We start from the raw sequence: 20,064 nt of genomic DNA, 5'->3' as shown, positions 1-20,064 counted from the left end.
TCACGCCTCCTCGGTGGAATGCTGTTTGTCGGAAGACGCTCCGTTGGCGGGTTTTTGCCGGCGCTCGCGGATCATGCGGCTGATTTTGCCATAGCCTTCCATCAACCCGCCGGGCAGGAAGATCACAAGCAGCATGAAAACAATGCCCAGCAACAGGTGCCAGCCTTCGCCCACAAACGGGCTGATGATGGCGGTTAAAATATTGTTCAGCCAGTCAGGCAGGAATGAAAAGGCATTGTGCAACACCGTATCGTTGAAAGCCGAAAAGATGTTTTCAAGATACTTGATCAATCCGGCGCCCAAAAGCGGCCCGATCAGCGTGCCCGCCCCGCCAAAGATTGTCATCAGCACAACTTCGCCCGATGCGGTCCACTGCATGCGTTCGGCCCCGGCCAGCGGGTCCGTCATCGCCAGAAGCGCCCCGGCAAGACCGGCATACATGCCCGAAATGATAAAGGCCGTGAGCAAATAGGGCCGGGTATTATAGCCGGTATAGGACATGCGCGTCTGATTGGATTTGATCGCGCGCAGTTTCATGCCAAAGGGCGAATGGAAAATCCGTAACGCGATGAAAAACGAGACAATCAAAATCACCGCACAAATATAAAACCCGGTATATCCCGTGCCTTCCAACCCGAACAGATTGGTCATGGGCAGGCCCGATGTTGCCTCGATCCCGGCCATACGATCCAGCACGCGCGGGTCCGCCTGGGCCAGTTGCAGGCCGGTTTCCCCGTTTGTAATGGGGGTCAGCACCGAATAAGCCAGATTATAGGACATCTGGGCAAAGGCCAGGGTCAGGATGGAGAAATAAATACCCGAGCGACGCAGCGAGACAAAGCCGATCAACCACGCAAACAAACCGGATAGAACAACGGCAAAGATAATGGCCGGTAGCACATTCATCGACAGAAGCTTGAAAGACCAGACAGCGGTGTAAGACCCCACCCCCAAAAATGCCGCATGACCAAAGGAAAGATAGCCGGTAAGACCAAACAGAATATTGTAGCCGACAGCAAAGATGCCAAAAATCATGAATTTCTGCATCAGGTCGGGGTAAGCCGCGCCAAAGGGCTGCAACCACAGCGGCATGGTCAGAACAACCGCCGAAAGCACGACCATATAAATCAGGTCCTGGCGCGGGGTGGCAATTTGCGTGTTTGACATGTCAGCTCTCCATCACGCCCCGGCGACCCATCAGGCCACGCGGACGGGTCAGCAGGATAATGACGGCCACCAGATAAATGATGATCTGGTCAATGCCGGGAATGATCGATTTCACCTCGGTCATCGAGGAAAAAGACTGCAAAATTCCCAGCAGGAAGCCCGCCGCGACAGCGCCGCGCAGCGACCCCATGCCACCCACAACCACAACAACGAAAGACAGCACCAGAAAATCCATACCCTGATGATAATCGGGCGGCAGAACGGGCGTATACATTACGCCAGCAAGGCCCGCGACCACCGCTGCCAGACCAAAAACAATGGTAAAGCGGCGTTCAATATCGATGCCCAGCAACTCCACCGTCGCCCGGTCCGCCATGCCCGCGCGCACCACCATGCCCCAGGTGGTGAAATTCAAAAACGAGAATACAGCCGAAATAATCACCACGGAAAACAGCAGATAAATCAGACGCCACCACGGATAGACCACCGCATCGCCCAGGCCGATCCAACTGCCAATCGCGGCCGACCCGGCAACAATATCAGGCGCACTAACCGGAATGGGGTTGGCACCAAAAAAACTTTTGACCAGTTCCTGCAAGACAATTGCCAAACCGAACGTCACCAAAATCTGTTCGGCGTGGGATCGCTTGTAAAAAAAGCGGATCAAACTGCGTTCCATTAAAATGCCAAGGCCCAGCATCACCGGAATGGAAACAACAATCGAAATTGGCACGACCCAGTCAATGATGGCCGATCCGGTTTTGCCAAACCAGAGTTCGAGATAGGGCGTTTCCTTATAGGCATCAAAGAAAGTGACCGATGTATCCTTGACCTTGACCGACAGGGTGAGAATTTTTTCCATCGTGACGGCGCAAAAGGCACCGATCATGAAAATCGCACCGTGGGCAAAATTGACCACGCCAAGCGTGCCAAACACCAGCGTCAGACCGAGCGCAATCAGGGCATAGGCCCCGCCCTTGTCCAGTCCGTTCAGGATTTGCAGAAAAATCGCGTCCATGAGCTATCCGCCACAACGTCTATTTGAAGTCAATTGGGGATCGGAACCGCGCAAACCGGCCCGAAGAAAAGAAACGGTGCCGGGACTTTCCCGGCACCGGCACATTTTTGATACATCAGACCTTGTAGGGTCCCAGTTCCCCGCCAAACATATCGGCCGGATATTCCACCTGGGAACGCGGCACATGCTTGACGACCTCAAGAAGGTCAAACGCGCTTTGCGGATTTTCCTTCCCGCGCACAACCAGCACATCCTTGAAGCACTGATGGTCTGCCGCCCGATAAAGGGTCGGACCATTGCCCATGCCGTCAAACTCGTAACCTTCAAGCTGCTTGATCACTTCCCACGGCGCAAAGGTCCCGGCCATTTCGCAGGCATTGGCATAAAGCAGGGTCTGGACATAGCAGGTATGGGCCGCCTGGGAGGGCGGGAAGCCATATTCCTGACCAAAGGATTTGACAAAGGCCTGGGAGCCATCATCGGTCAGCGACCAGTGCCAGTTGGTGGTGCCCAAAATACCCTTGGCGGCATCGCCCGCCCCCTGTGCCATCAGGCGCGAATAAAGCGGAACGACAATGGCAAACTTTTTGCCATTCACCATTTTATCCTTCAGGCCAAACTGAACCGCCTGGGTCAGGGAATTGACCATATCCTTGCCATAGTGGTTTAAAATCAGCACATCGGCACCGGAATTAAGAACAGGCGTGATATATTGTGAAAAGTCACCTGCCCCCACCGGGGTCCGCACTGTGTTAACGGTCTGCCAGCCAATCTTTTCGGTGGCCGCCTTGATCGATTCTTCCTGGGTCCAGCCCCAGGTGTAATCCGCCGTCAGATGGTAAGCCTTGCGATCCGTGCCATATTCATCCTTGAGCACCGGTGCCAGTGCCTGGCCCGACATATAGGCATTAAAGAAATGCCGGAAGCCATAACGTTTTTTGTCCTTGCCGGTGGTGTCGTTGGAATGGGTCAGCCCGGCCATGAAAATAACGCCCATTTCCTGGCACAAACCCTGCACGGCAATTGCCACCCCCGACGATGACCCGCCCGTGACCATGATGACATTGTCTTTTTCAATCATGCGCTTGGCCGAGGCGCGGGCCGCATCCGACTTGGTCTGGGTGTCGCCGGTAACAAATTCGACCTTTTTGCCCAAAATACCATTTCCCTTAAGGTTATTGGGCTTCATGGTATTGAGCATACCGCCGTCACCCTCACCATTAAGGTGTTTGACAGCCAGTTGATAGGCACGCAATTCATCGGCCCCCTCATCGGCATAAGGGCCGGTCTGGGGCACGTTAAATCCCAAAACAACGCTTTTGCCGCTGCCGGGATCACCGCGAAATGAATCAGCAGCATAGGCATTGCGAATAAAGTGCATCGGTGCACTTGCACCAATGATCGCCGCCCCCGTCGTCAGCGCCGAGCCCTTCAAAACGGTGCGGCGAGAGACATGACGGGTGGTTTTATTCTCGGACATAGGGTTCCTCCCCAATTGCTGGGATGCGTTTCAGTGAAATGCAAAGGCCGGAATTTTGGTGGCTATTTTGTTATGCGACCTGCAAGGAGGATGAAGAGGGGAAGAAAATAAATCAACAACATGTTGATTAAGAACATTTTTTTTGTAAAAATATGGATGAAGAAAATGAAAATTTGTAAATTTTGTCAAAAATAAGGAAGCGCCATGCCCCGTCAGGCCCCCATCGGCCATCGCATTCGCGGCCGTCGCAAGGATATGGCAATGACGCAAACCGCCCTTGCCGACGCTGCAGGCATTTCGCCATCCTATCTTAACCTGATTGAACATAACCGCCGGGCCATTGGCGGGGCCTTGCTGCTGCGCCTGGCCGAGGCCCTGCAAATTCATCCCTCGACCCTTTCAGGATCGGAAGAAAGCCGTCTGCTCTCCGATCTGGGCGAACTGGCATCCGACCCGGTCTTTCGCGATGCCCCGCTTGATCGCGGTGAATTTTCCGGCGCGATTTCTGCCGCGCCCGCAATGGTCAACGCGATGCTAAAGCTCTATCGCGCCTATCGCAGCGCCCTTGACGATGTCGATATGCTGTCCGAACGTCTCAGCCACGACCCTTATCTGACCGAAGCAAGCCATTCGATCCTGACACGCATCACATCGATCCGCACGGTTGCCGAAATTTTTGACCATTATGACGACCTGGCCCCGGCCCAGCGCGACCGGTTTAACACAACGCTGGTACGGGAATCCGAACGCCTCGCGGAATCGGCCACCGAAATTTTCAGCTTTCTGGAGCGCGGTGCCGCTGGTCGCCCGGCTGCCAACCCGTCGGAGGAAGTGGATGACCTGCTTTATGACAATGCCAACCATTTCCCGACACTGGAAGATTGCGCCGACACATTACGCGCCGGGATCGACCGCTCTGGCGGGCTGTTTTTAACCGACTTGATCAATCATCTGAAATCGCGCCACAAGACCACTGTTGAACGCCTGCGCCCGGAAGACCTGCCAGCCAGCGGCCATATCTGGAACCGGAAAAACCGTCATCTGCAATTTTCCCGTGCCCTGCCCATTACATCGGCACGGTTTATCGCGGCACGCGCGGTGTGCCACCTTGAAGGGGCCGATGCAATTGAGGGCATCCTCAATTCATCCCGCCTGACAACAGATGCCGCCCGCACCCGCGCCCGCCAGGCTTTGCTTTCCTATCTGGCGGCTTCCCTGCTTTTTCCCTATGAAAATTTCGCAGCCGAAGCCCGCGAACTCCGCCATGATATTGAAATGCTGCAACAGCGTTTCGCCGGAAGCTGGGAACAGATTTGCCATCGTTTGACCACCCTGCGCCGTCCGGGGCAGGAAGGCATCCCGTTTCATTTTTTGCGCACCGATATTGCCGGGAATATTTCCAAACGGTTTTCCGCATCGGGCCTGCAATTGCCGCGTTATGGCGGGGCCTGCCCGCGCTGGGCGGTTCACGAGGCGTACCTGACGCCAGAACGCGTCGTCCCGCAACTTATCCAATTGCCTGATCATACCCAATATCTGTTCATCGCGCGCGCGGTCCGCACCGGCACAGGCGGCTACCGCGTGCCACAATCGGTGCATTCGGTGATGATCGGTTGTGACACGGCCTTTGCCCGCGATGTGGTATATGCGGACGGCCTGCCACTGGATGATATATCGGCAGCCATTCCTGTTGGCATCAATTGTCGCCAATGCCCGCGAACAGACTGCCTGCAACGGGCCCACGCCCCGTCAGAACCGATCAAACTGGCCACCTGAGCAGACACGACCAAGGCCGACCAAACCGGCCCAAATACCCTGCTTTCACATCAACACGATTGCTTAACCGCCCGACACACCTTAAAGTCGAACAAAATAAAAAGCATAAACGCCACAAGGCCCATCTCATAAAAAGCCAATATCGGGGAGAACGTCGTGACCGACAAACCAACGGTCCTGATTGCGGAGGATGAAGAAACCATTGTCGAATCCCTGGCCTTCCTGATGGAAAAGGAGGGCTTTGACGTGCGCATTGCCACAAACGGGCAAAGTGCGATTGACATGATCAGCCAGGAAATCCCTGACATGATCCTGCTTGACGTCATGATGCCGGGACGCGATGGCTTTGATGTTGCCCGCACAATACGTGCCAATGAGCAGACAAAACACATTCCCATCCTGATGCTGACAGCCCGGACCCGCGAAATTGACCGCCGCAAGGGTCTGGAACTCGGCGTCGATGATTTTGTCACCAAACCCTTTTCCACCCGTGATGTTGTGGCCCGCATAAAGGCTCTGTTAGGACGCGATAACACCAGCACCTAAGGCCATGCCATCCGTCACAAGGCACCCCGCCATGAGACCACCCGCAAAACTGACCGAACGTGCCCTGGTTCTTGCCCTTACCGCGTTTCTGGCCTGGATACCGCCACTGGTTGGCGTGTTTTCGCTGGACGGGTTTGTGTTCGGGCTACCGGTATTGTTTGTCTATTTTTTTGCCGGATGGGCGATTTTCATTGCCCTGTGCGCCTGGATCACCCGCAAATTGCGCCAAAGCGCCCAACAGCCGGAGGATATATAACCCGTGTTATCCTCCCAGATGGTGATTGCCGTATCGCTTATTTATGTCGGCCTGCTTTATACCATTGCCTGGTGGGGTGACAAACGCGCACGCGCCGGGCGGTCCTGGGTGCGCAACCCCACGGTCTATACGCTTTCCATTGCCGTTTATTGTACCAGTTGGACCTTTTATGGCGCGGTTGGGTCGGCTGCGCGCAACGGGCTGGAATATCTGACCATTTATCTGGGGCCGACGGTCATTTTTCTGGGATGGTGGTTTTTGCTGCGCAAAATGCTGCGCATTTCAAAGGCGCACCGCATTACCTCGATCGCCGATTTCATTTCATCGCGCTATGGCAAAAGCACACAGCTTTCCGTTCTTGTCACCTTCATCGCCGTGATTGGCACCACCCCCTATATCGCCCTGCAATTAAAGGCGGTTGCCACCAGTTATACCGTGTTAACCGTTTGGGGCAGTTCTGTTTCAGAACCATTTGTATCCACATCCCACATCTTTGCCGATAGCGGCTTTTGGGCGGCAACGGGTCTGGCGCTGTTTGGCATTCTGTTTGGCACCCGCTTTATCGATGCCGATGAACATCACGAAGGCATGGTTGCCGCCATAGCCTTTGAAAGCCTGGTGAAACTGTTTGCCTTGCTGGCCGTGGGCATTTTTGTCTGCTTTTTCATGTTTTCCGGCCCGGATGATCTGTTTAGCCAGGCCAGCAAAACCCCGCAAATGGCAAGCCTGCTTAAATTGCAACCCGAAAGCGGGACACGCTGGTTCACCCTGATGGCGCTGTCGATGGCGGCAATATTAACCCTGCCGCGCCAGTTTCAGGTGATCGTGGTGGAAAATGTCGATGAACGCCATCTTGCCACCGCGTCCTGGGCGTTTCCCGCCTATCTGTTGCTCATGAACCTGTTTGTCCTGCCCATTGCCCTTGCCGGAATGGGTCTTCTGCCCGACTGGGCCGACCCGGACTTTTTCGTACTCTCCGTACCGCTTTCCCAGGGGCAGTCCTTTCTGGCACTGGTGGCCTATGTTGGCGGCTTATCGGCCAGCACCAGCATGGTAATTGTCGCTGCCATCGCCCTTTCGACGATGGTGTGTAACGACCTGGTCATCCCAGCCCTTTTGCGCCTGAAATGGTTGCGCCTGACCGAACGCGACGATTTGACCGGCCTGTTATTGTTTATCCGCCGCGCCTCCATCGTTTTGGTGGTGTTTATGGGCTATATCTATTACCGGTCCGCCGGGGCAGGCGATGCGCTGGCCGAAATCGGGCTGATTTCCTTTGCCGCCACGGCACAATTTATTCCCATCATGATTGGCGGACTTTTTTGGAAGGGCGGCACCAAAACCGGCGCGCTGACCGGGCTTGCCGCCGGTTTTGCCATTTGGGCCTATACGCTTTTGCTGCCTTCCTTTGCCGATTCCGGCTGGATTGACCCGAAACTGATCACCGATGGCGCCTTTGGCCACCCTTGGCTGCGGCCCGAGGCCCTGTTTGGCCTGGATAATTTTTCGCCACTGACTCACGCGCTGATCTGGTCGATGGCGCTCAATGCCGGATGCTTTATTATCGTTAGCCTGTTTACCAATCAGGGCGGACTGGAACGCATTCAGGCCACCCTGTTTGTCGATGCCTTTTCGCGCAAGGGCGGGGAAACCGTGATCTGGCGGTCTTCGGCCACCATAGATGACCTGTATGAACTGGTCGAACGGTTTTTGGGCCGGGAACGCGCCTTTCATGCCTTTCGCGATTATGGCACCTCCCGCCACACCGCCTGGCGCGGCAAGGGCGAAGCCAATGCCGATATGATCGCCTTTAGCGAACGGCTGCTGGCAGGTTCCATTGGTGCCGCATCCGCACGGGTGATGGTATCATCCGTTGCCAAGGGCGAAATGGTCAGCCTCGATGAAGTGCTCGAGATTCTTGAAGAAACCTCGCATGTCATTGAACATTCCCAACGGCTGGAACAAAAATCGCGCGAGCTGGAACGCGCCGCTGCCGAATTGCGCGCCGCCAATGACCGGCTCAAGGAACTCGACCGACTCAAGGACGAATTCCTGACAATGGTTAGCCACGAATTTCGCACGCCGCTCACCTCCATCCGGTCATTTTCGGAAATTCTGGTCGATACGCCGGACCTGGAAGCCGAGCGCAGCGAACGGTTTTTAAATGTGATCGTGCGTGAAAGCGAACGCCTGACCCGCCTGATCGATGATCATCTGGACCTGGCCCGCCTGGAAGCCGGCCATTCCGACTGGCACCCCAGCGAGATTAATCCCAAGGCCGTCTTGCGCGAAACCATTGATGCGCTGGAAGGCCTGCTTAACAGCCGCAATGCCAAATTGCGGGTCGATATTGGCGGTGATAGCGTAACACTGTTTGTTGACCGGGACCGCCTGACACAGGTTTTCATTAATCTGCTTTCCAATGCCGCCAAATTTGCCAATCCGGAAAATCCGGAAGTTTTTGTGCGCGGGGCGACACACAAGGATGGCTACCTTGTTTCAATATCCGATAATGGCACCGGTATTGCCCCTGACGAGGCCGAGCTGATTTTTGACAAATTTGCGCGTGGCGGCAAATATCCCGGCGACAAACCCCGACCGTCGGGCTCCGGGCTTGGTCTTGCCATTTCAAAACACGTGATCGAACATTGCCACGGACGCATCTGGGTCGAAAGCAGGCAGGGACAGGGCGCAACATTTCACGTATTCATTCCCGTCACACAGGCTGCCACCAAGACCAGACGATAAAAATCAGGCAAAAATATTTTGTGTAATAACAAATGGTTAGTCGAAACTCCAAATCACGAGATTCGTCACTTTCTGGACATTTTTTGACCCTGAAAAACAACCATGATTCCCGGGTCACTATGATGACCCTTGTGGGGTAGCCAACCCTCAAGGATGACCATCACGCTGCAACCGGCAGAAAACCCAAAAATCTAATTTAACGCGCCAGGACCTCCGCAGCCGTGCGGGTTTCCCCAACCGATTGCGCGACCCGTTCAACGGTTTCACGAATATCCTCAATACTGCGCGAAAAACGGCCAACTGCCGTGTTCATGTTACGCATATTTTCGGAAACACCAGAGGTAATACGGTTCTGCTCTCCCAATGCTTCCGATGTCACGCCAACAGCATCCCGCACGGTTTCGACCGAATTGCGAATTGTTTGTAACGCGCTGACAACTTCGGATGTGATTTCCTGAATACCCTGAATTTCCGTCGATATCTGACTGGTTGCGCGCGCCGCCTGATTGGCGAGATTTTTAACCTCGTTTGCCACAACGGCAAAACCCTTACCGGCTTCGCCAGCCCGGGCCGCTTCAATCGTTGCATTTAACGCCAGAAGATTGATCTGCCCGGCAATATCCTGAATCATCTCGACAATTCCCGTCATGGAATCAACTACCTTTGCCATGCGCTGGGTTGATTCATCGGCAACAACGGTTTCTCGCGCCATTTGCTCGGTTGAATTTTGTGACTCTGTCATATTCCGGGAAATTTCCGCGATTGAATGGCTCATTTCCTCGGCACCGGCGGTCACGGTTTGCACATTTTCAACCGTTTCACCGCACGCCGCCACAGCATGGCCGGAAATACCACGCAAATCGGCAATCGCGTTCTCGATATTTGAAAAATTGTTGTCGATCATGGATTTCAGATCAACAAGCAGATTAACCTGCGCGGTAATATCGGTGGCAAATTTGACAACCTTGTAAACATCGCCGGCGGCATTGAAAATCGGGTTATAAGATGCCTCGATCCAGACGGATTTTCCGCCTTTGGCAAGCCGGTGAAACTGCCCGACCTGGAATTGCCCCGCGTTCAGAGACTTCCAGAAAGCACGGTATTCAGGGCTGTTTTTTTCTGCATCCGTCACAAACATGCTGTGGTGACGGCCGATAATTTCGTCGCCCCGATACCCCATAACGGACAGAAAATTTTCATTCGCATCAATCACCGTGCCATCAAGATCAAACTCGATAACCGCCTGCGATTTATGAATGGCATTCAGCATCCCGGTCATCTCGGCGCGCTGCTCACGCTTTTTCGTCACGTCATAGGCAAATTTGATGATCTTTACCGGCTTTCCGGCACCATCAAAAATCGGATTATAGGACGCTTCGATCCAAACCGTTCGCCCATCCCTGGCAACCCGACGAAATTCGGCGGCCTGAAAGTCACCTTTGGCAAGTTTACGCCAAAAATCGCTATATTCCGTGCTTTGAGCATAGGCATCATCAACAAACATCCGGTGATGTTTTCCAATCACTTCGTCCGCACGATAGCCCATAACCGCCAGGAAGTTTTCGTTCGCCTGAAGAACATATCCATCAAGGCTGAATTCAATAACGGCCGCCGACTTGTCAAGCGCCCTGATGATCTGTTGATAGTCCCGTGCCGTGCGCTGACTGATATGGCCTAAACCGAACATAACTGGCTATTTCCCTAGCAATTTTTTTTTACAATCGTTTCATCAAGAATGTTGGGAACTGGCAAAATGTCCCATATCCGCCAATGGCATCGTCACGTCTGTCAATATCTCTTTGCCTGTTTTGGCGTTAACTGTTCCGCTGAATCCGCAGCAGGCCCAGGATCACACGAACCGTTGGATACACGAAAAAACGTCGCCGGATCGCAAACCGCATCGTGCCGCTTGCCGGAAAACTGCCGATATTTCATCAGCCAGCTCCTGACCACGCTCAAAACAAGCCGGGGGAGAATAAAGAACCAGATCAGGAAATATACATTAGTATATTAAACAAACAGAATCCAACCCCTTTGGCTAGTAAATTCCTTGTGAGATGATCGATTTCAACGAAACTTCAGGCTTACAGGGCCGTCATTCATTCGCAAATTCATCAATCTGACCGTTTTTCGCCCTCGCCCTTGGCGGCACAATAACAGCTTGCCGCAATCAACACCCTGTTTGTCCTTCTTGTCCGATAAACGGCGCACTGCAAAACACATATCTGTCCTGATTATACGCGTGATGTTCCAGACCGATCACCCAATGAGCGGTTCGGCGCAAAATAGTCGGTTCATTTTTTTGAGGCTGGTTCCTGTTGATGCAAAACAACCGCATACAATAGCGAGCACGACACCCCCTGCTCCTGCACTCCCAACCACCTGTCAAAGACCGCAACATCCGGTTACATCGCAAAATACCATACACTGATATAGATCATCTATCTTCCGGTATGCGACGTTTATTCAATTTTAGAAATATGCTTTTCACATAACCATTTCATGATTGTATCAAAAAATGCAGATGAATCGTTTTTATTTGAAAAAACCGCGACGGGTGCGATATGAAACATCATATCAGAAAGTCAAACGACGCCACGCAAGTCATTGTTTTACATATTATTTTTTCAACAAAACTCCATGATCAGCAAATTTAAATTGTTGCTTACGGAATGATCACAATTCGGGGTAACATTTGCTATAATCAAAAAAGCATCTTGGCGTGCTTTTAAATTTCTTAAAACATCTTGCTCTCCGGAAGAATAGGCATTATGTAGGACATGAATTTATTGTTTTCAGGAGAAACATAATGAGCACCATCGATATTTCAAAACTGAGCTATAAAGAACTGCGCGAGCTGATGGAGCAGACGGAAGAAGAAGTCGAGAACCGAAAAGAACAGGCCATCAAGGACCTTCGCGCCGAATTTAACCAGAAATTGAACGATGCCGGTTTTTCCATTCGCGAACTTTACCCGGAAGTTTTTAAAGCAACCGCTGCATCTTCTGCGCCGGCCAAAAGCAAACAGTCCACACCGCCGAAATACCGCAACCCGGTTAACCCCGAAGAAACATGGACGGGTCGTGGCCGCGTTATCGGTTGGGTGCTGAAACTGGCAGAAGAAAAAGGCACGACTGTTGATGCCATTAAAAATGATCCGGCTTATCTCAATCCGGAACATCCGAACTACAAGGCACACGTTGCCGAACTTGAAAAATAAGAATATCGGGGCCGCCGCAATGTGGCTTTGACGACCAAACCTCCTGCTTTTCCAGGCAGGAGGTTTTATTTTACACAAATCCGGCCCGTTGCAGGTACCACCCCGTACTCTCGCATCCGGCGACGAAGCCGCATTTGCTCAAAACGCCCTCAGATCAATGCAAACACGGCTTTCGATGCACAAAATTTTGCCGAGAAAAATCAAATTCATATTTCCGGGAAACATCTCCGACACCCTTTTCGATTAAACCCGAAACCGGTTTAAGCACAGAAATTACGCATTTTGTTCAAGTTTTGCATGAAATATAAAAGGGCTCTTACCACGGTTGGCATTGCCAACGATGCCCGCAAAACGGCCCCCTCTAAAATCTCTCGATGGTGTCATAAGACCTGCGTCTGGCGATACACCTTCTTGCCCGAAAGATTTTGCAGACGCACTTTCTCTTTTCCAAGGCTCTCCCTAAAACAATGTATTTTTCGCTCAAATAACCCTTAAAGGTTGCGCGCTCAACCCTGTTTGGACAAAAACCGGTTTAAAACAAACAAAATCGGGGAACCGGTTTTATCATGACAGGAAAAGAAAGACGCACCGGAATTTAGGGGATGTGGGAAATTCGGGCATTGTCCGGAACACCGGAAACGCACATTCTGCCTGGCAACGCAGCTAGCGTTTCAGACACAAAAACCAACATTGGCAGATACCGGGAAGAGAAAATCGATGGTGCCCCCGGGGAGAATCGAACTCCCACTCACAAAGTGAAACAGATTTTGAGTCTGCCGCGTCTACCAATTCCGCCACAGGGGCAGCAAGGCGCCTGATGCGCCGTCCATCGTGGGGGCGGATAATAGCGAGAATTTCACGCTGGTCAATGGGGCTTTGCGTAAAAAAAACAAGTTGATCACGTTTCTGTCAGAAACCGTTGCAGCGGCTCGTCAAATAGAGTTACATCGCCCCATCCTTCAGCATACGGCCCATAACCATGCGGCCTGAAATAAAGGTCGCTCCTGGTGCTTCGCAGACTATATGACTGGACCCTTAGCCTGGCTTCCCATCGCCATGCTACCATTGCCCTGGCCATCATTGCCTTTGCCGAAAGCTCATTCTTTCCCATCCCGCCAGATATTCTGCTTATTCCCATGATTCTCGCCGCCCGTAACAAGGCATGGCGCTATGCCACCATTTGCATGGTCGCATCGGTATTGGGGGGTCTGGCAGGATACGCAATCGGGCATTTCCTGTTTGAAAGTGTCGGTAAACCCGTATTGGCCTTTTACGGCTACGCCAGCAAGTTTGAAACATTTCGCGACTATTATAATGAATGGGGTGCCTGGGCCGTTTTTATTGCCGGGGTTACACCCTTCCCCTACAAGGTCATTACGATCCTTTCCGGGGTCACATCGCTTGATCCGGTCATTTTCTCGGTCTCATCGGTTTTGGCGCGCGGTATTCGCTTTTTCCTGATTGCCGCGCTGATCTGGCAGTTTGGTCCGCCCATCCGTGATTTTATCGAAAAACGTCTGGGTCTTGTCTTTACGGTTTTCATCGTCGGGCTGGTGGGCGGCTTTGTCGCCATCAAATACCTGATCTAGACTACGTCACCAACACGCGTCATGGAGGAAGCCTGATGGCATCTTCATATTCCCGTCGCCGCACCCCCTCCCCGCTGCCTGGCCTGTTTGTTTTTCTGGTGGCGGCGGGTAGTCTCGGTTTTGCATTTTATGCGCAATATGTTCAAAAACTGCTGCCGTGCATTCTGTGTCTCTATCAACGCATCCCCTATTACAGCGTCCTGGGTCTCGCCATTATTTCGCTGCTGCTGATCCGTCAGCCAGGCCTGTCACGCGGGCTGATATATCTGTGCGGTGTTGCCTTTGCCGTTGGTGCCGGCATTGCCTTTTACCATGTCGGCGTTCAGGAACTGTGGTGGGATGGCCCGGAAATGTGTGGCGGCCTGACAAGCGGCGCCTCAAACATTGCCGACCTCAAGGCACAGCTTTTGGCACAACCCATCGTTCGCTGCGATAAAATTGACTGGAAACTGTTTGGCATCACCATGCCCACGGTCAATTTGTTCTTCTCAATCGCGATGGCCGTGTTCTGCTTTTTGGCTCCCCGCAGCACAATGATGCGCACCATCGGCCAAAACTGAGCCTGGTATCCCACGAACCCAGCGATACCCGCACAAGGCCCAATCAAAACCACCTTTTGCGGGATCCCCCTAAAAAACAGCAAAGCCGACGCACCTGCCTGCGTCGGCTTTTATATTCTGAAGGGCTTTCAGGCCCTCCGCCCGATACACCCGGCAAAACTTTCCTTAAAAATCGTATTCCAGTTCGGTATCCCAGTATAAAAAATCCCGCCAACTTTCGTGAAGATAGTTTGGCGGGAAAGAGCGTCCGATGGATTGCAACTGCTGCATCGTGGGCTGGTCGGGCCGCCTGCGCAAATGAAGACCAGCCTCTTTGACCGATCGGCTTCCCTTGTGCAGGTTGCACGTACCACATGCCGCGACAATATTGGTCCAGTTCGTGCGCCCGCCCTTGGAGCGCGGCACCACATGATCAAAGGTCAAATCATTGACCGGCAGGCGTTCGCCGCAATATTGGCAGCTAAAACGGTCCCGCAAAAAAACGTTAAAACGGGTAAAGGCAGGTGTGCTTTTGATCGGCACATATTCTTTTAGGGAAATGACGCTGGGCAGCTTCATTTTAAAGGAAGGCGAGCGTACCTCGCGGTCATATTCGGAAAGAACATTGACGCGATCAAGGAACACCGCCTTTAGCGTATCCTGCCAGGACCACAAAGACAGCGGGAAGTAGCTTAACGGGCGAAAATCCGCGTTAAGAACAAGGGCCGGACACGTATTGGGCGATAGAAACATATCATCCGCTCCGCCGTGTTTACAGAGTCGTACCGCCTGTCTAGCATCTTCGTCACACGGGGCTGATGAATATCCTGTGACGTTTTACATACGGGTGGTAACGCACGCATAAATCACTGATTGAGAAGATTATAAACGATTTTTCCAAAAGCGCAAAACCGCTTTTACGCCGAGTCGCGGCAATGCAAAATCACCGGAAAATCCGGCGATATTTCAGCAACCTCCCACAATACCGGCCCGCAGCGCGTCCGTTCAGAATGGCCAAATTCATCCGCTTTAATCGCGATTGCCCCGGCACACGTAAAAACAGCCGGAACGCATTGTCCGGCTGTTTTACGGCCTTGCGGCCATATCTGAAAAAGCAAAAAGGCCCGCCAAAGACGGACCTTCGTACTTCGTTAAAGCAAAATTGCCTTAGGCAGCTTTTGCTTCAGCAGCTTTAACGATCTGACGCTTAACCTTAAGCAGATCGGCATCAAGCTTGGTGTTAGCCGTGCCAATCAGATACGCATCCAGGCCACCACGTTTTTCGATGGTGCGGATGGCATTGGTGGTCAGACGCATACGAACCGAGCGGCCGAGCGTTTCGCTCAACAGCGAGGTCTGCTGCAAGTTCGGAAGAAAACGACGTTTGGTACGATTGTGGGCGTGGCTCACATTCATGCCGACCAAAACGCCTTTGCCGGATACCGGGCAGCGACGTGCCATGACCTGATCTCCTGGTCTAATTTCGCAAAAGGACGCTTGGCCTGAACACGCAGGCCCGCGCTTGGAGCCGGGTTAATACTGCCTCAAACCGATGCCGTCAAGCCTCTTCCGTGCAATTTACCCCAATTCCTGCGGAATTCTGTGTTTGCCGGGCCGATTGTCGTTTTTCACCGGTTTCGCCCCGGCGCAGCGCCTGCCTGTGGCACGATTAATCCCCGTTTTATCGACAAAAGCGACAAATATCCGCCCCGATATTTATGCTCTCACCAACACGGCCCCGATCATATTACGGGATTCGCCATTATGACATCAGGATTCGTCAACGGCCGACCCCATCCGGATGGCCGCAACCTATATATCGCGCCCTATATATAAAGTCCCCGCACAAAAGCCCCGCACCATCCGCAACACCGAATAAGTTGCGCCTAAAATACGGCCTTTCCTTCCCCTATCCCTGCCCGCCTTGCAAACTCGATACCGGTTAATATTTGACGGTCAGGTAGAATAGTGCTTTTCCCTTTACACAAAGCACGCGCCGATATTGATCCTAGTCAAAACGGATTTCAAATCCCGGTGGTATAGTCCGGCAGATTTTCAGGGGACCCTTTTCATGGGCCCATGCTTGGGGAGCAACGCATCGATGAAAACCGATTCCAAAGTCGCCTTGCCGTTAATCGGCATCCTGCTGGTCGCCGTTATTGGCCTGGTTCTCTATCTCAGCGGTTATGTCCTGGCCGCGCTGGGTATTTCCATCGCGTCAGCCTGGATTTATGTCGCCCTTGCGCTGGTACCGGTTGCCTTCCTGATTTTGATTGATTTCAGCCGTTAAATTTCGGCCAAAACCATTTTCCGAAATGCCAAACGCAAAACAGCCTGCCGGACCCTTCCCGCAGGCTGTTTTTACATTCAAACACAGGCAGCCTTTTGCAACAGAAACGACAGTAAAACAGCTACACCCGGTCAAAAATTGCCTTTTGATCAATCGACCCAAAGTCCCTCCGCCCGCAAAGCCGCCAAGACAGATGGCCGCTCGCGCATTCGGTCCCCGAAATCGCCAATATGGGGCCAACGAAACGTATTAATACCAGCCATGCCCGCCCAATTAATCGCAACAAGCAAATAGGCATCAGCCACACTAAATTGCCGGCCCATTAAATACTGCCGACCATCGGAAAACAGTTTCTCATATTTCTCAAATTCATCCGAAAGCCTGACAATCACGGCATCCCGTATATCTGCCGCTATCCCCTTTTGCTGCAAGGGCGCAAATTGCCCGTGAAGCTGCTGCTCGATCTGGGTCAAAAATGCGTTTAACTGAATACGTTCATCGGAATCCGGCGCGGGCGACACGCCACTTTGCCAAAAATGATCAGCGATATAATGCAGTCCCGCGACGCAATCAGTGATCACTTTGCCGGTGGAAAATTGCAGAACGGGAACGCAGCCATCAGGATTAATGGACAGAAAATCTTCACCATGTTCCGTTTTAAAGGTCTTGTTATCCACCTTAACAAGGCGAAACGGCTCCCCTGTTTCACACAGGGAAATATGAGTCGAGAGTGAACAAGCCCCCGGCATGTAATATAGTATCATCTTGACACATCTCTTGGGTTTTCATGCGACAACCTGTCCCCCAACAGCCGCCATTTATCGCGCTATAAATGGAATAAATACCCATAAACGCAAGGGATAGTTACAAAACAACACAAGTTTCATAAAAAAAATGCGCCAGAGTGCTGCCCGGCGCATTTTTATCACAGATGTTCACGCACCCGGTTTAGAATATCTCGAAAACCTGCCCTGTCTGCAAACCCTCGACCGATTTGGCATAACCCAGGGCCGCCTTTGCCGCAGGCACCGGGTCATGCCCGCGAAAGAAGGGCGCATATCCTTCCATTGCCTCGGCAATGACCCCGGGGCTGACAGCATTAATGCGCAATCCGGCAGGCATTTCCGTTGCCGCTGCCCGCACAAATGCCTCGACCGCGCCATTCACCATCGAGGCCGAACTGCCATAACGAATGGGGTCTTTGGTCAGAATACCGGTTGTCAGGGTAAAAGACGCCCGATCCGCCACATAATCCCGGCCAATCAACACCAGGTTCACCTGCCCCATCAGTTTGTCATTAATACCGATACGGTATTTTTCTTCATCCATTTCGGCGAAGTCCCCGAAATGCACTTTACCCGCCGTGGAAACGACCGCATCCACCGCGCCGACCTTTTCATAGGCGGCACGAATACTGGCCGGATCGCGAATATCAATCTGGACATCACCGCTGCTGCGCCCGGCAGTAATAATGTCATGCCGCGCGCCCAGTTCGGCGGCAACGCCTTTGCCAATCGTGCCAGAGGCTCCAATCAGAAGAATCTTCATCTCGTTATCTCCATTGCTTTGGAAGAAGGATGAAATGATCTTCTCACAGCCTCATTGGTTCGATAACATGCCAATTATCAAACATTTTGTTTAATACACTAAACGATGAAACAGTATCTGACAGAAATGAACAGCTTTGCCGTTGTGATAGAACAGGGTGGCTTTACCGCCGCGGCAAAGGTTTTGGGTGTTTCCAAGGGATTGATCAGCCAGCAAATATCGCGGCTGGAGGACGCCCTGGGAACCAGGCTTTTGTTCCGATCCACCCGGCGGCTGGAACTAACGGAAACCGGCGCGGCCTTTCTGGTTTACTGCCAGCGCCTGGGCGAAAATGCCGATGCCGGTTTTGAGGCGGTTGAAAGCCTGCGCAAAAGCCCGACAGGGATTGTGCGCATTACCGTGCCGGTATCGTTTGGCGAGATTTTCTTAAACGACATCATCGCCCGTTTTCAGGCGGAAAACCCCGGCATCATCATTGAACTAGAACTGGAAAACCGTTACCGCGATTTGCGTGCCGACCCGGTTGATATGGCCATTCGTGCAGGCCTGCCCGATGACCCGGACCAAATCGCAATCCCCTTGGGGCAATTATCCGAACTGGTTTGCGCCAGCCCCGCCTATTGGCAAAACCACCCGCCCGTCACCACGCCCCATGATTTACGCCACCATAACTGCATCAACAATTTTCATTACTGCAAGGACCATCGCTGGCTGTTTTTTGGCAAGGATGGCCCGGTATCGGTGCTGGTGGATGGCAATTTGCGGCTTAATCATTACCCGCTGATCCGCAATGCCGCGTGCCAGGGGCTGGGCGTTGCCCGTCTGCCGCGTTATATCGCCATGACGGAAATTGATACAGGGCGCCTTGAAACGCGGCTGGACGATTACACATCCCCGCGCAGCCCCATCAGCCTTGTTTACCCCTATCAGGGCGCACAACCGCTTAAAAACCGCTTATTCATCGATTTTATCCGCAACTGGTTCCACGGGCGGCCCCATTTGCTCGAAACAAATACTGGCTGATCTGGTTATCAGGATAATGTGCCAATCCGCGCCATCACATCATCAACGCTCACGCCCGCGTCGCGCATGGATTGCAGGGTTTCGGATTTGTCGCGCTTGGCAAAGCGTTTGCCATCCAGCCCGGTCAGCAATTTATGGTGATGATATTCCGGCACGTCATAGCCCAGCAACTCCTGCAACAGGCGGTGCAGATGGCTGGCAAAAAACAGATCCTCGCCGCGTGTGACCAGCGAAATGCCCTGCAAATGGTCGTCATGGGTGACGGAAACATGGTAGCTGGTTGGGGTATCCTTGCGGGCGAGGACCACATCGCCAAAAATTTCTGGCACCGCAACCTGTCGCCCGGCATGGCGATCATGCCAATAAAGGCGACGGCCTACCTGTTTTATTGCCTGCCCCATATCCAGGCGCAGGGCATAAGACTCACCCGCCTCCATCCGCTCCTGGCGTTCCATTGCACTTAAATGGCGGCACGTACCGGGGTAAAGCGCCCCATCCGGCCCATGCGGGGCGTTGCCAATACGGGCAATTTCCGCCTGGATTTCCTTACGGGTACAAAAACACGGATAGAGCAAGCCCCGCTCGCTCAAACGGTCCAACACGGCTTGATAATCGTCAAAATGGGCGGATTGAATGCGCACCGGCTGTTCCCAGCTTAAGCCCAGCCAGGCAAGGTCATCGTAAATGGCACTGATAAATTCCGGACGGCAGCGTGTTTGGTCGATATCCTCGATCCGCAGCAAAAACCGGCCACCGGCACCACCAGCATTTTGCGCGGCAAACAGCGCCGATGCCGCATGGCCCAAATGCAGATACCCTGTCGGGCTGGGGGCAAAACGGGTGATGTCACCCATGTTTGCCCCG

18 protein-coding genes and 1 tRNA gene are annotated in these 20,064 nt (G+C 52.9%); 9 read left to right on the top strand and 10 right to left on the bottom strand.

Features of this window, described 5'->3' with window-relative positions; all coding sequences use genetic code 11:
- From TH25_RS06435 to TH25_RS06425, 3 genes are all read right to left on the bottom strand, one after another.
- Entirely contained in the window at positions 1–1,167 is a 1,167-nt protein-coding gene (locus TH25_RS06435) for a branched-chain amino acid ABC transporter permease (RefSeq protein ID WP_114087604.1), read from the bottom strand.
- 1 nt (position 1,168) lies between these two features.
- A complete protein-coding gene (locus tag TH25_RS06430; protein ID WP_114087603.1) occupies positions 1,169–2,185 on the bottom strand; it encodes a branched-chain amino acid ABC transporter permease in 1,017 nt (338 codons plus the stop codon).
- A gap of 115 nt (positions 2,186–2,300) precedes the next feature.
- Positions 2,301–3,665 (bottom strand): substrate-binding protein, encoded by a 1,365-nt coding sequence (locus tag TH25_RS06425; protein ID WP_114087602.1) that lies wholly within the window; start codon positions 3,663–3,665, stop codon positions 2,301–2,303.
- A 204-nt stretch (positions 3,666–3,869) separates the two neighbouring features.
- Between TH25_RS06425 and TH25_RS06420 the strand changes: the two genes are divergently transcribed.
- The 4 genes from TH25_RS06420 (at position 3,870) to TH25_RS06405 (ending at position 8,991) form a co-directional block, all read left to right on the top strand.
- Complete coding sequence (locus tag TH25_RS06420; RefSeq protein ID WP_114087601.1) at positions 3,870–5,441, top strand: helix-turn-helix domain-containing protein; 1,572 nt, start codon at positions 3,870–3,872, stop codon at positions 5,439–5,441.
- Between the two features lie 156 nt (positions 5,442–5,597).
- Positions 5,598–5,987: a response regulator transcription factor gene (locus TH25_RS06415; protein WP_258549057.1), complete on the top strand. Its 390-nt coding sequence runs from the start codon at positions 5,598–5,600 to the stop codon at positions 5,985–5,987.
- A 31-nt stretch (positions 5,988–6,018) separates the two neighbouring features.
- Entirely contained in the window at positions 6,019–6,243 is a 225-nt protein-coding gene (locus tag TH25_RS06410) for a hypothetical protein (protein ID WP_114087600.1), read from the top strand.
- A gap of 3 nt (positions 6,244–6,246) precedes the next feature.
- Entirely contained in the window at positions 6,247–8,991 is a 2,745-nt protein-coding gene (locus tag TH25_RS06405; RefSeq protein WP_114087599.1) for a sensor histidine kinase, read from the top strand.
- A gap of 196 nt (positions 8,992–9,187) precedes the next feature.
- Here the strand turns inward: TH25_RS06405 and TH25_RS06400 are convergent, their stop codons facing one another.
- Positions 9,188–10,678 (bottom strand): methyl-accepting chemotaxis protein, encoded by a 1,491-nt coding sequence (locus tag TH25_RS06400; protein WP_114087598.1) that lies wholly within the window; start codon positions 10,676–10,678, stop codon positions 9,188–9,190.
- Positions 10,679–11,800: 1,122 nt separating this feature from the next.
- Between TH25_RS06400 and TH25_RS06395 the strand changes: the two genes are divergently transcribed.
- Positions 11,801–12,211: an H-NS histone family protein gene (locus TH25_RS06395; protein ID WP_114087597.1), complete on the top strand. Its 411-nt coding sequence runs from the start codon at positions 11,801–11,803 to the stop codon at positions 12,209–12,211.
- A gap of 718 nt (positions 12,212–12,929) precedes the next feature.
- Here the strand turns inward: TH25_RS06395 and TH25_RS06390 are convergent.
- Positions 12,930–13,015 (bottom strand) — tRNA-Leu (locus TH25_RS06390).
- A gap of 203 nt (positions 13,016–13,218) precedes the next feature.
- On the opposite strand from TH25_RS06390, the gene TH25_RS06385 reads away from it, so the two are divergent.
- Together TH25_RS06385 and TH25_RS06380 are read left to right on the top strand one after the other, a co-directional pair.
- Positions 13,219–13,800 (top strand): YqaA family protein, encoded by a 582-nt coding sequence (locus tag TH25_RS06385; RefSeq protein WP_114087596.1) that lies wholly within the window; start codon positions 13,219–13,221, stop codon positions 13,798–13,800.
- 35 nt (positions 13,801–13,835) lie between these two features.
- Complete coding sequence (locus TH25_RS06380; protein ID WP_114087595.1) at positions 13,836–14,360, top strand: disulfide bond formation protein B; 525 nt, start codon at positions 13,836–13,838, stop codon at positions 14,358–14,360.
- 165 nt (positions 14,361–14,525) lie between these two features.
- Here TH25_RS06380 and TH25_RS06375 read toward each other — a convergent pair whose 3' ends face one another.
- Both TH25_RS06375 and rpmB read right to left on the bottom strand, forming a co-directional pair.
- The gene (locus TH25_RS06375; RefSeq protein ID WP_114087594.1) at positions 14,526–15,092 is read right to left on the bottom strand and encodes an HNH endonuclease; all 567 of its coding nucleotides are present in this window, start codon (positions 15,090–15,092) and stop codon (positions 14,526–14,528) included.
- A gap of 414 nt (positions 15,093–15,506) precedes the next feature.
- The gene (gene rpmB, locus TH25_RS06365) at positions 15,507–15,800 is read right to left on the bottom strand and encodes a 50S ribosomal protein L28 (RefSeq protein ID WP_073953319.1); all 294 of its coding nucleotides are present in this window, start codon (positions 15,798–15,800) and stop codon (positions 15,507–15,509) included.
- Positions 15,801–16,440: 640 nt separating this feature from the next.
- On the opposite strand from rpmB, the gene TH25_RS06360 reads away from it, so the two are divergent.
- A complete protein-coding gene (locus TH25_RS06360) occupies positions 16,441–16,629 on the top strand; it encodes a hypothetical protein (protein WP_114087592.1) in 189 nt (62 codons plus the stop codon).
- Positions 16,630–16,778: 149 nt separating this feature from the next.
- On the opposite strand, the gene TH25_RS06355 is transcribed toward TH25_RS06360, so the two are convergent.
- Both TH25_RS06355 and TH25_RS06350 read right to left on the bottom strand, forming a co-directional pair.
- Positions 16,779–17,393, bottom strand: coding sequence for a glutathione binding-like protein (locus tag TH25_RS06355; protein ID WP_114087591.1), 615 nt, complete (start codon positions 17,391–17,393; stop codon positions 16,779–16,781).
- 184 nt (positions 17,394–17,577) lie between these two features.
- A complete protein-coding gene (locus tag TH25_RS06350; RefSeq protein WP_114087590.1) occupies positions 17,578–18,177 on the bottom strand; it encodes a short chain dehydrogenase in 600 nt (199 codons plus the stop codon).
- A 105-nt stretch (positions 18,178–18,282) separates the two neighbouring features.
- Between TH25_RS06350 and TH25_RS06345 the strand changes: the two genes are divergently transcribed.
- Entirely contained in the window at positions 18,283–19,200 is a 918-nt protein-coding gene (locus TH25_RS06345; RefSeq protein ID WP_114087589.1) for a LysR family transcriptional regulator, read from the top strand.
- 8 nt (positions 19,201–19,208) lie between these two features.
- Here TH25_RS06345 and gluQRS read toward each other — a convergent pair whose 3' ends face one another.
- Complete coding sequence (gene gluQRS, locus TH25_RS06340; protein WP_114087588.1) at positions 19,209–20,054, bottom strand: tRNA glutamyl-Q(34) synthetase GluQRS; 846 nt, start codon at positions 20,052–20,054, stop codon at positions 19,209–19,211.
- Positions 20,055–20,064: the final 10 nt, after the last annotated feature.

Source organism: Thalassospira profundimaris, from assembly GCF_003326755.1.
GTDB lineage: Bacteria > Pseudomonadota > Alphaproteobacteria > Rhodospirillales > Thalassospiraceae > Thalassospira > Thalassospira profundimaris_B.
This window is presented reverse-complemented; position numbering and strand designations above follow the sequence as displayed.

Bases quoted from the DNA above. Each gene is read 5' to 3' on its own strand.
- TH25_RS06355 (WP_114087591.1), bottom strand. From the start codon at position 17,393: ATGATACTATATTACATGCCGGGGGCTTGTTCACTCTCGACTCATATT.
- TH25_RS06375 (WP_114087594.1), bottom strand. From the start codon at position 15,092: ATGTTTCTATCGCCCAATACGTGTCCGGCCCTTGTTCTTAACGCGGAT.
- TH25_RS06425 (WP_114087602.1), bottom strand. From the start codon at position 3,665: ATGTCCGAGAATAAAACCACCCGTCATGTCTCTCGCCGCACCGTTTTG.
- rpmB (WP_073953319.1), bottom strand. From the start codon at position 15,800: ATGGCACGTCGCTGCCCGGTATCCGGCAAAGGCGTTTTGGTCGGCATG.
- TH25_RS06435 (WP_114087604.1), bottom strand. From the start codon at position 1,167: ATGTCAAACACGCAAATTGCCACCCCGCGCCAGGACCTGATTTATATG.
- TH25_RS06350 (WP_114087590.1), bottom strand. From the start codon at position 18,177: ATGAAGATTCTTCTGATTGGAGCCTCTGGCACGATTGGCAAAGGCGTT.
- TH25_RS06430 (WP_114087603.1), bottom strand. From the start codon at position 2,185: ATGGACGCGATTTTTCTGCAAATCCTGAACGGACTGGACAAGGGCGGG.
- TH25_RS06360 (WP_114087592.1), top strand. From the start codon at position 16,441: ATGAAAACCGATTCCAAAGTCGCCTTGCCGTTAATCGGCATCCTGCTG.
- TH25_RS06345 (WP_114087589.1), top strand. From the start codon at position 18,283: ATGAAACAGTATCTGACAGAAATGAACAGCTTTGCCGTTGTGATAGAA.
- TH25_RS06410 (WP_114087600.1), top strand. From the start codon at position 6,019: ATGAGACCACCCGCAAAACTGACCGAACGTGCCCTGGTTCTTGCCCTT.
- gluQRS (WP_114087588.1), bottom strand. From the start codon at position 20,054: ATGGGTGACATCACCCGTTTTGCCCCCAGCCCGACAGGGTATCTGCAT.
- TH25_RS06380 (WP_114087595.1), top strand. From the start codon at position 13,836: ATGGCATCTTCATATTCCCGTCGCCGCACCCCCTCCCCGCTGCCTGGC.
- TH25_RS06395 (WP_114087597.1), top strand. From the start codon at position 11,801: ATGAGCACCATCGATATTTCAAAACTGAGCTATAAAGAACTGCGCGAG.
- TH25_RS06420 (WP_114087601.1), top strand. From the start codon at position 3,870: ATGCCCCGTCAGGCCCCCATCGGCCATCGCATTCGCGGCCGTCGCAAG.
- TH25_RS06400 (WP_114087598.1), bottom strand. From the start codon at position 10,678: ATGTTCGGTTTAGGCCATATCAGTCAGCGCACGGCACGGGACTATCAA.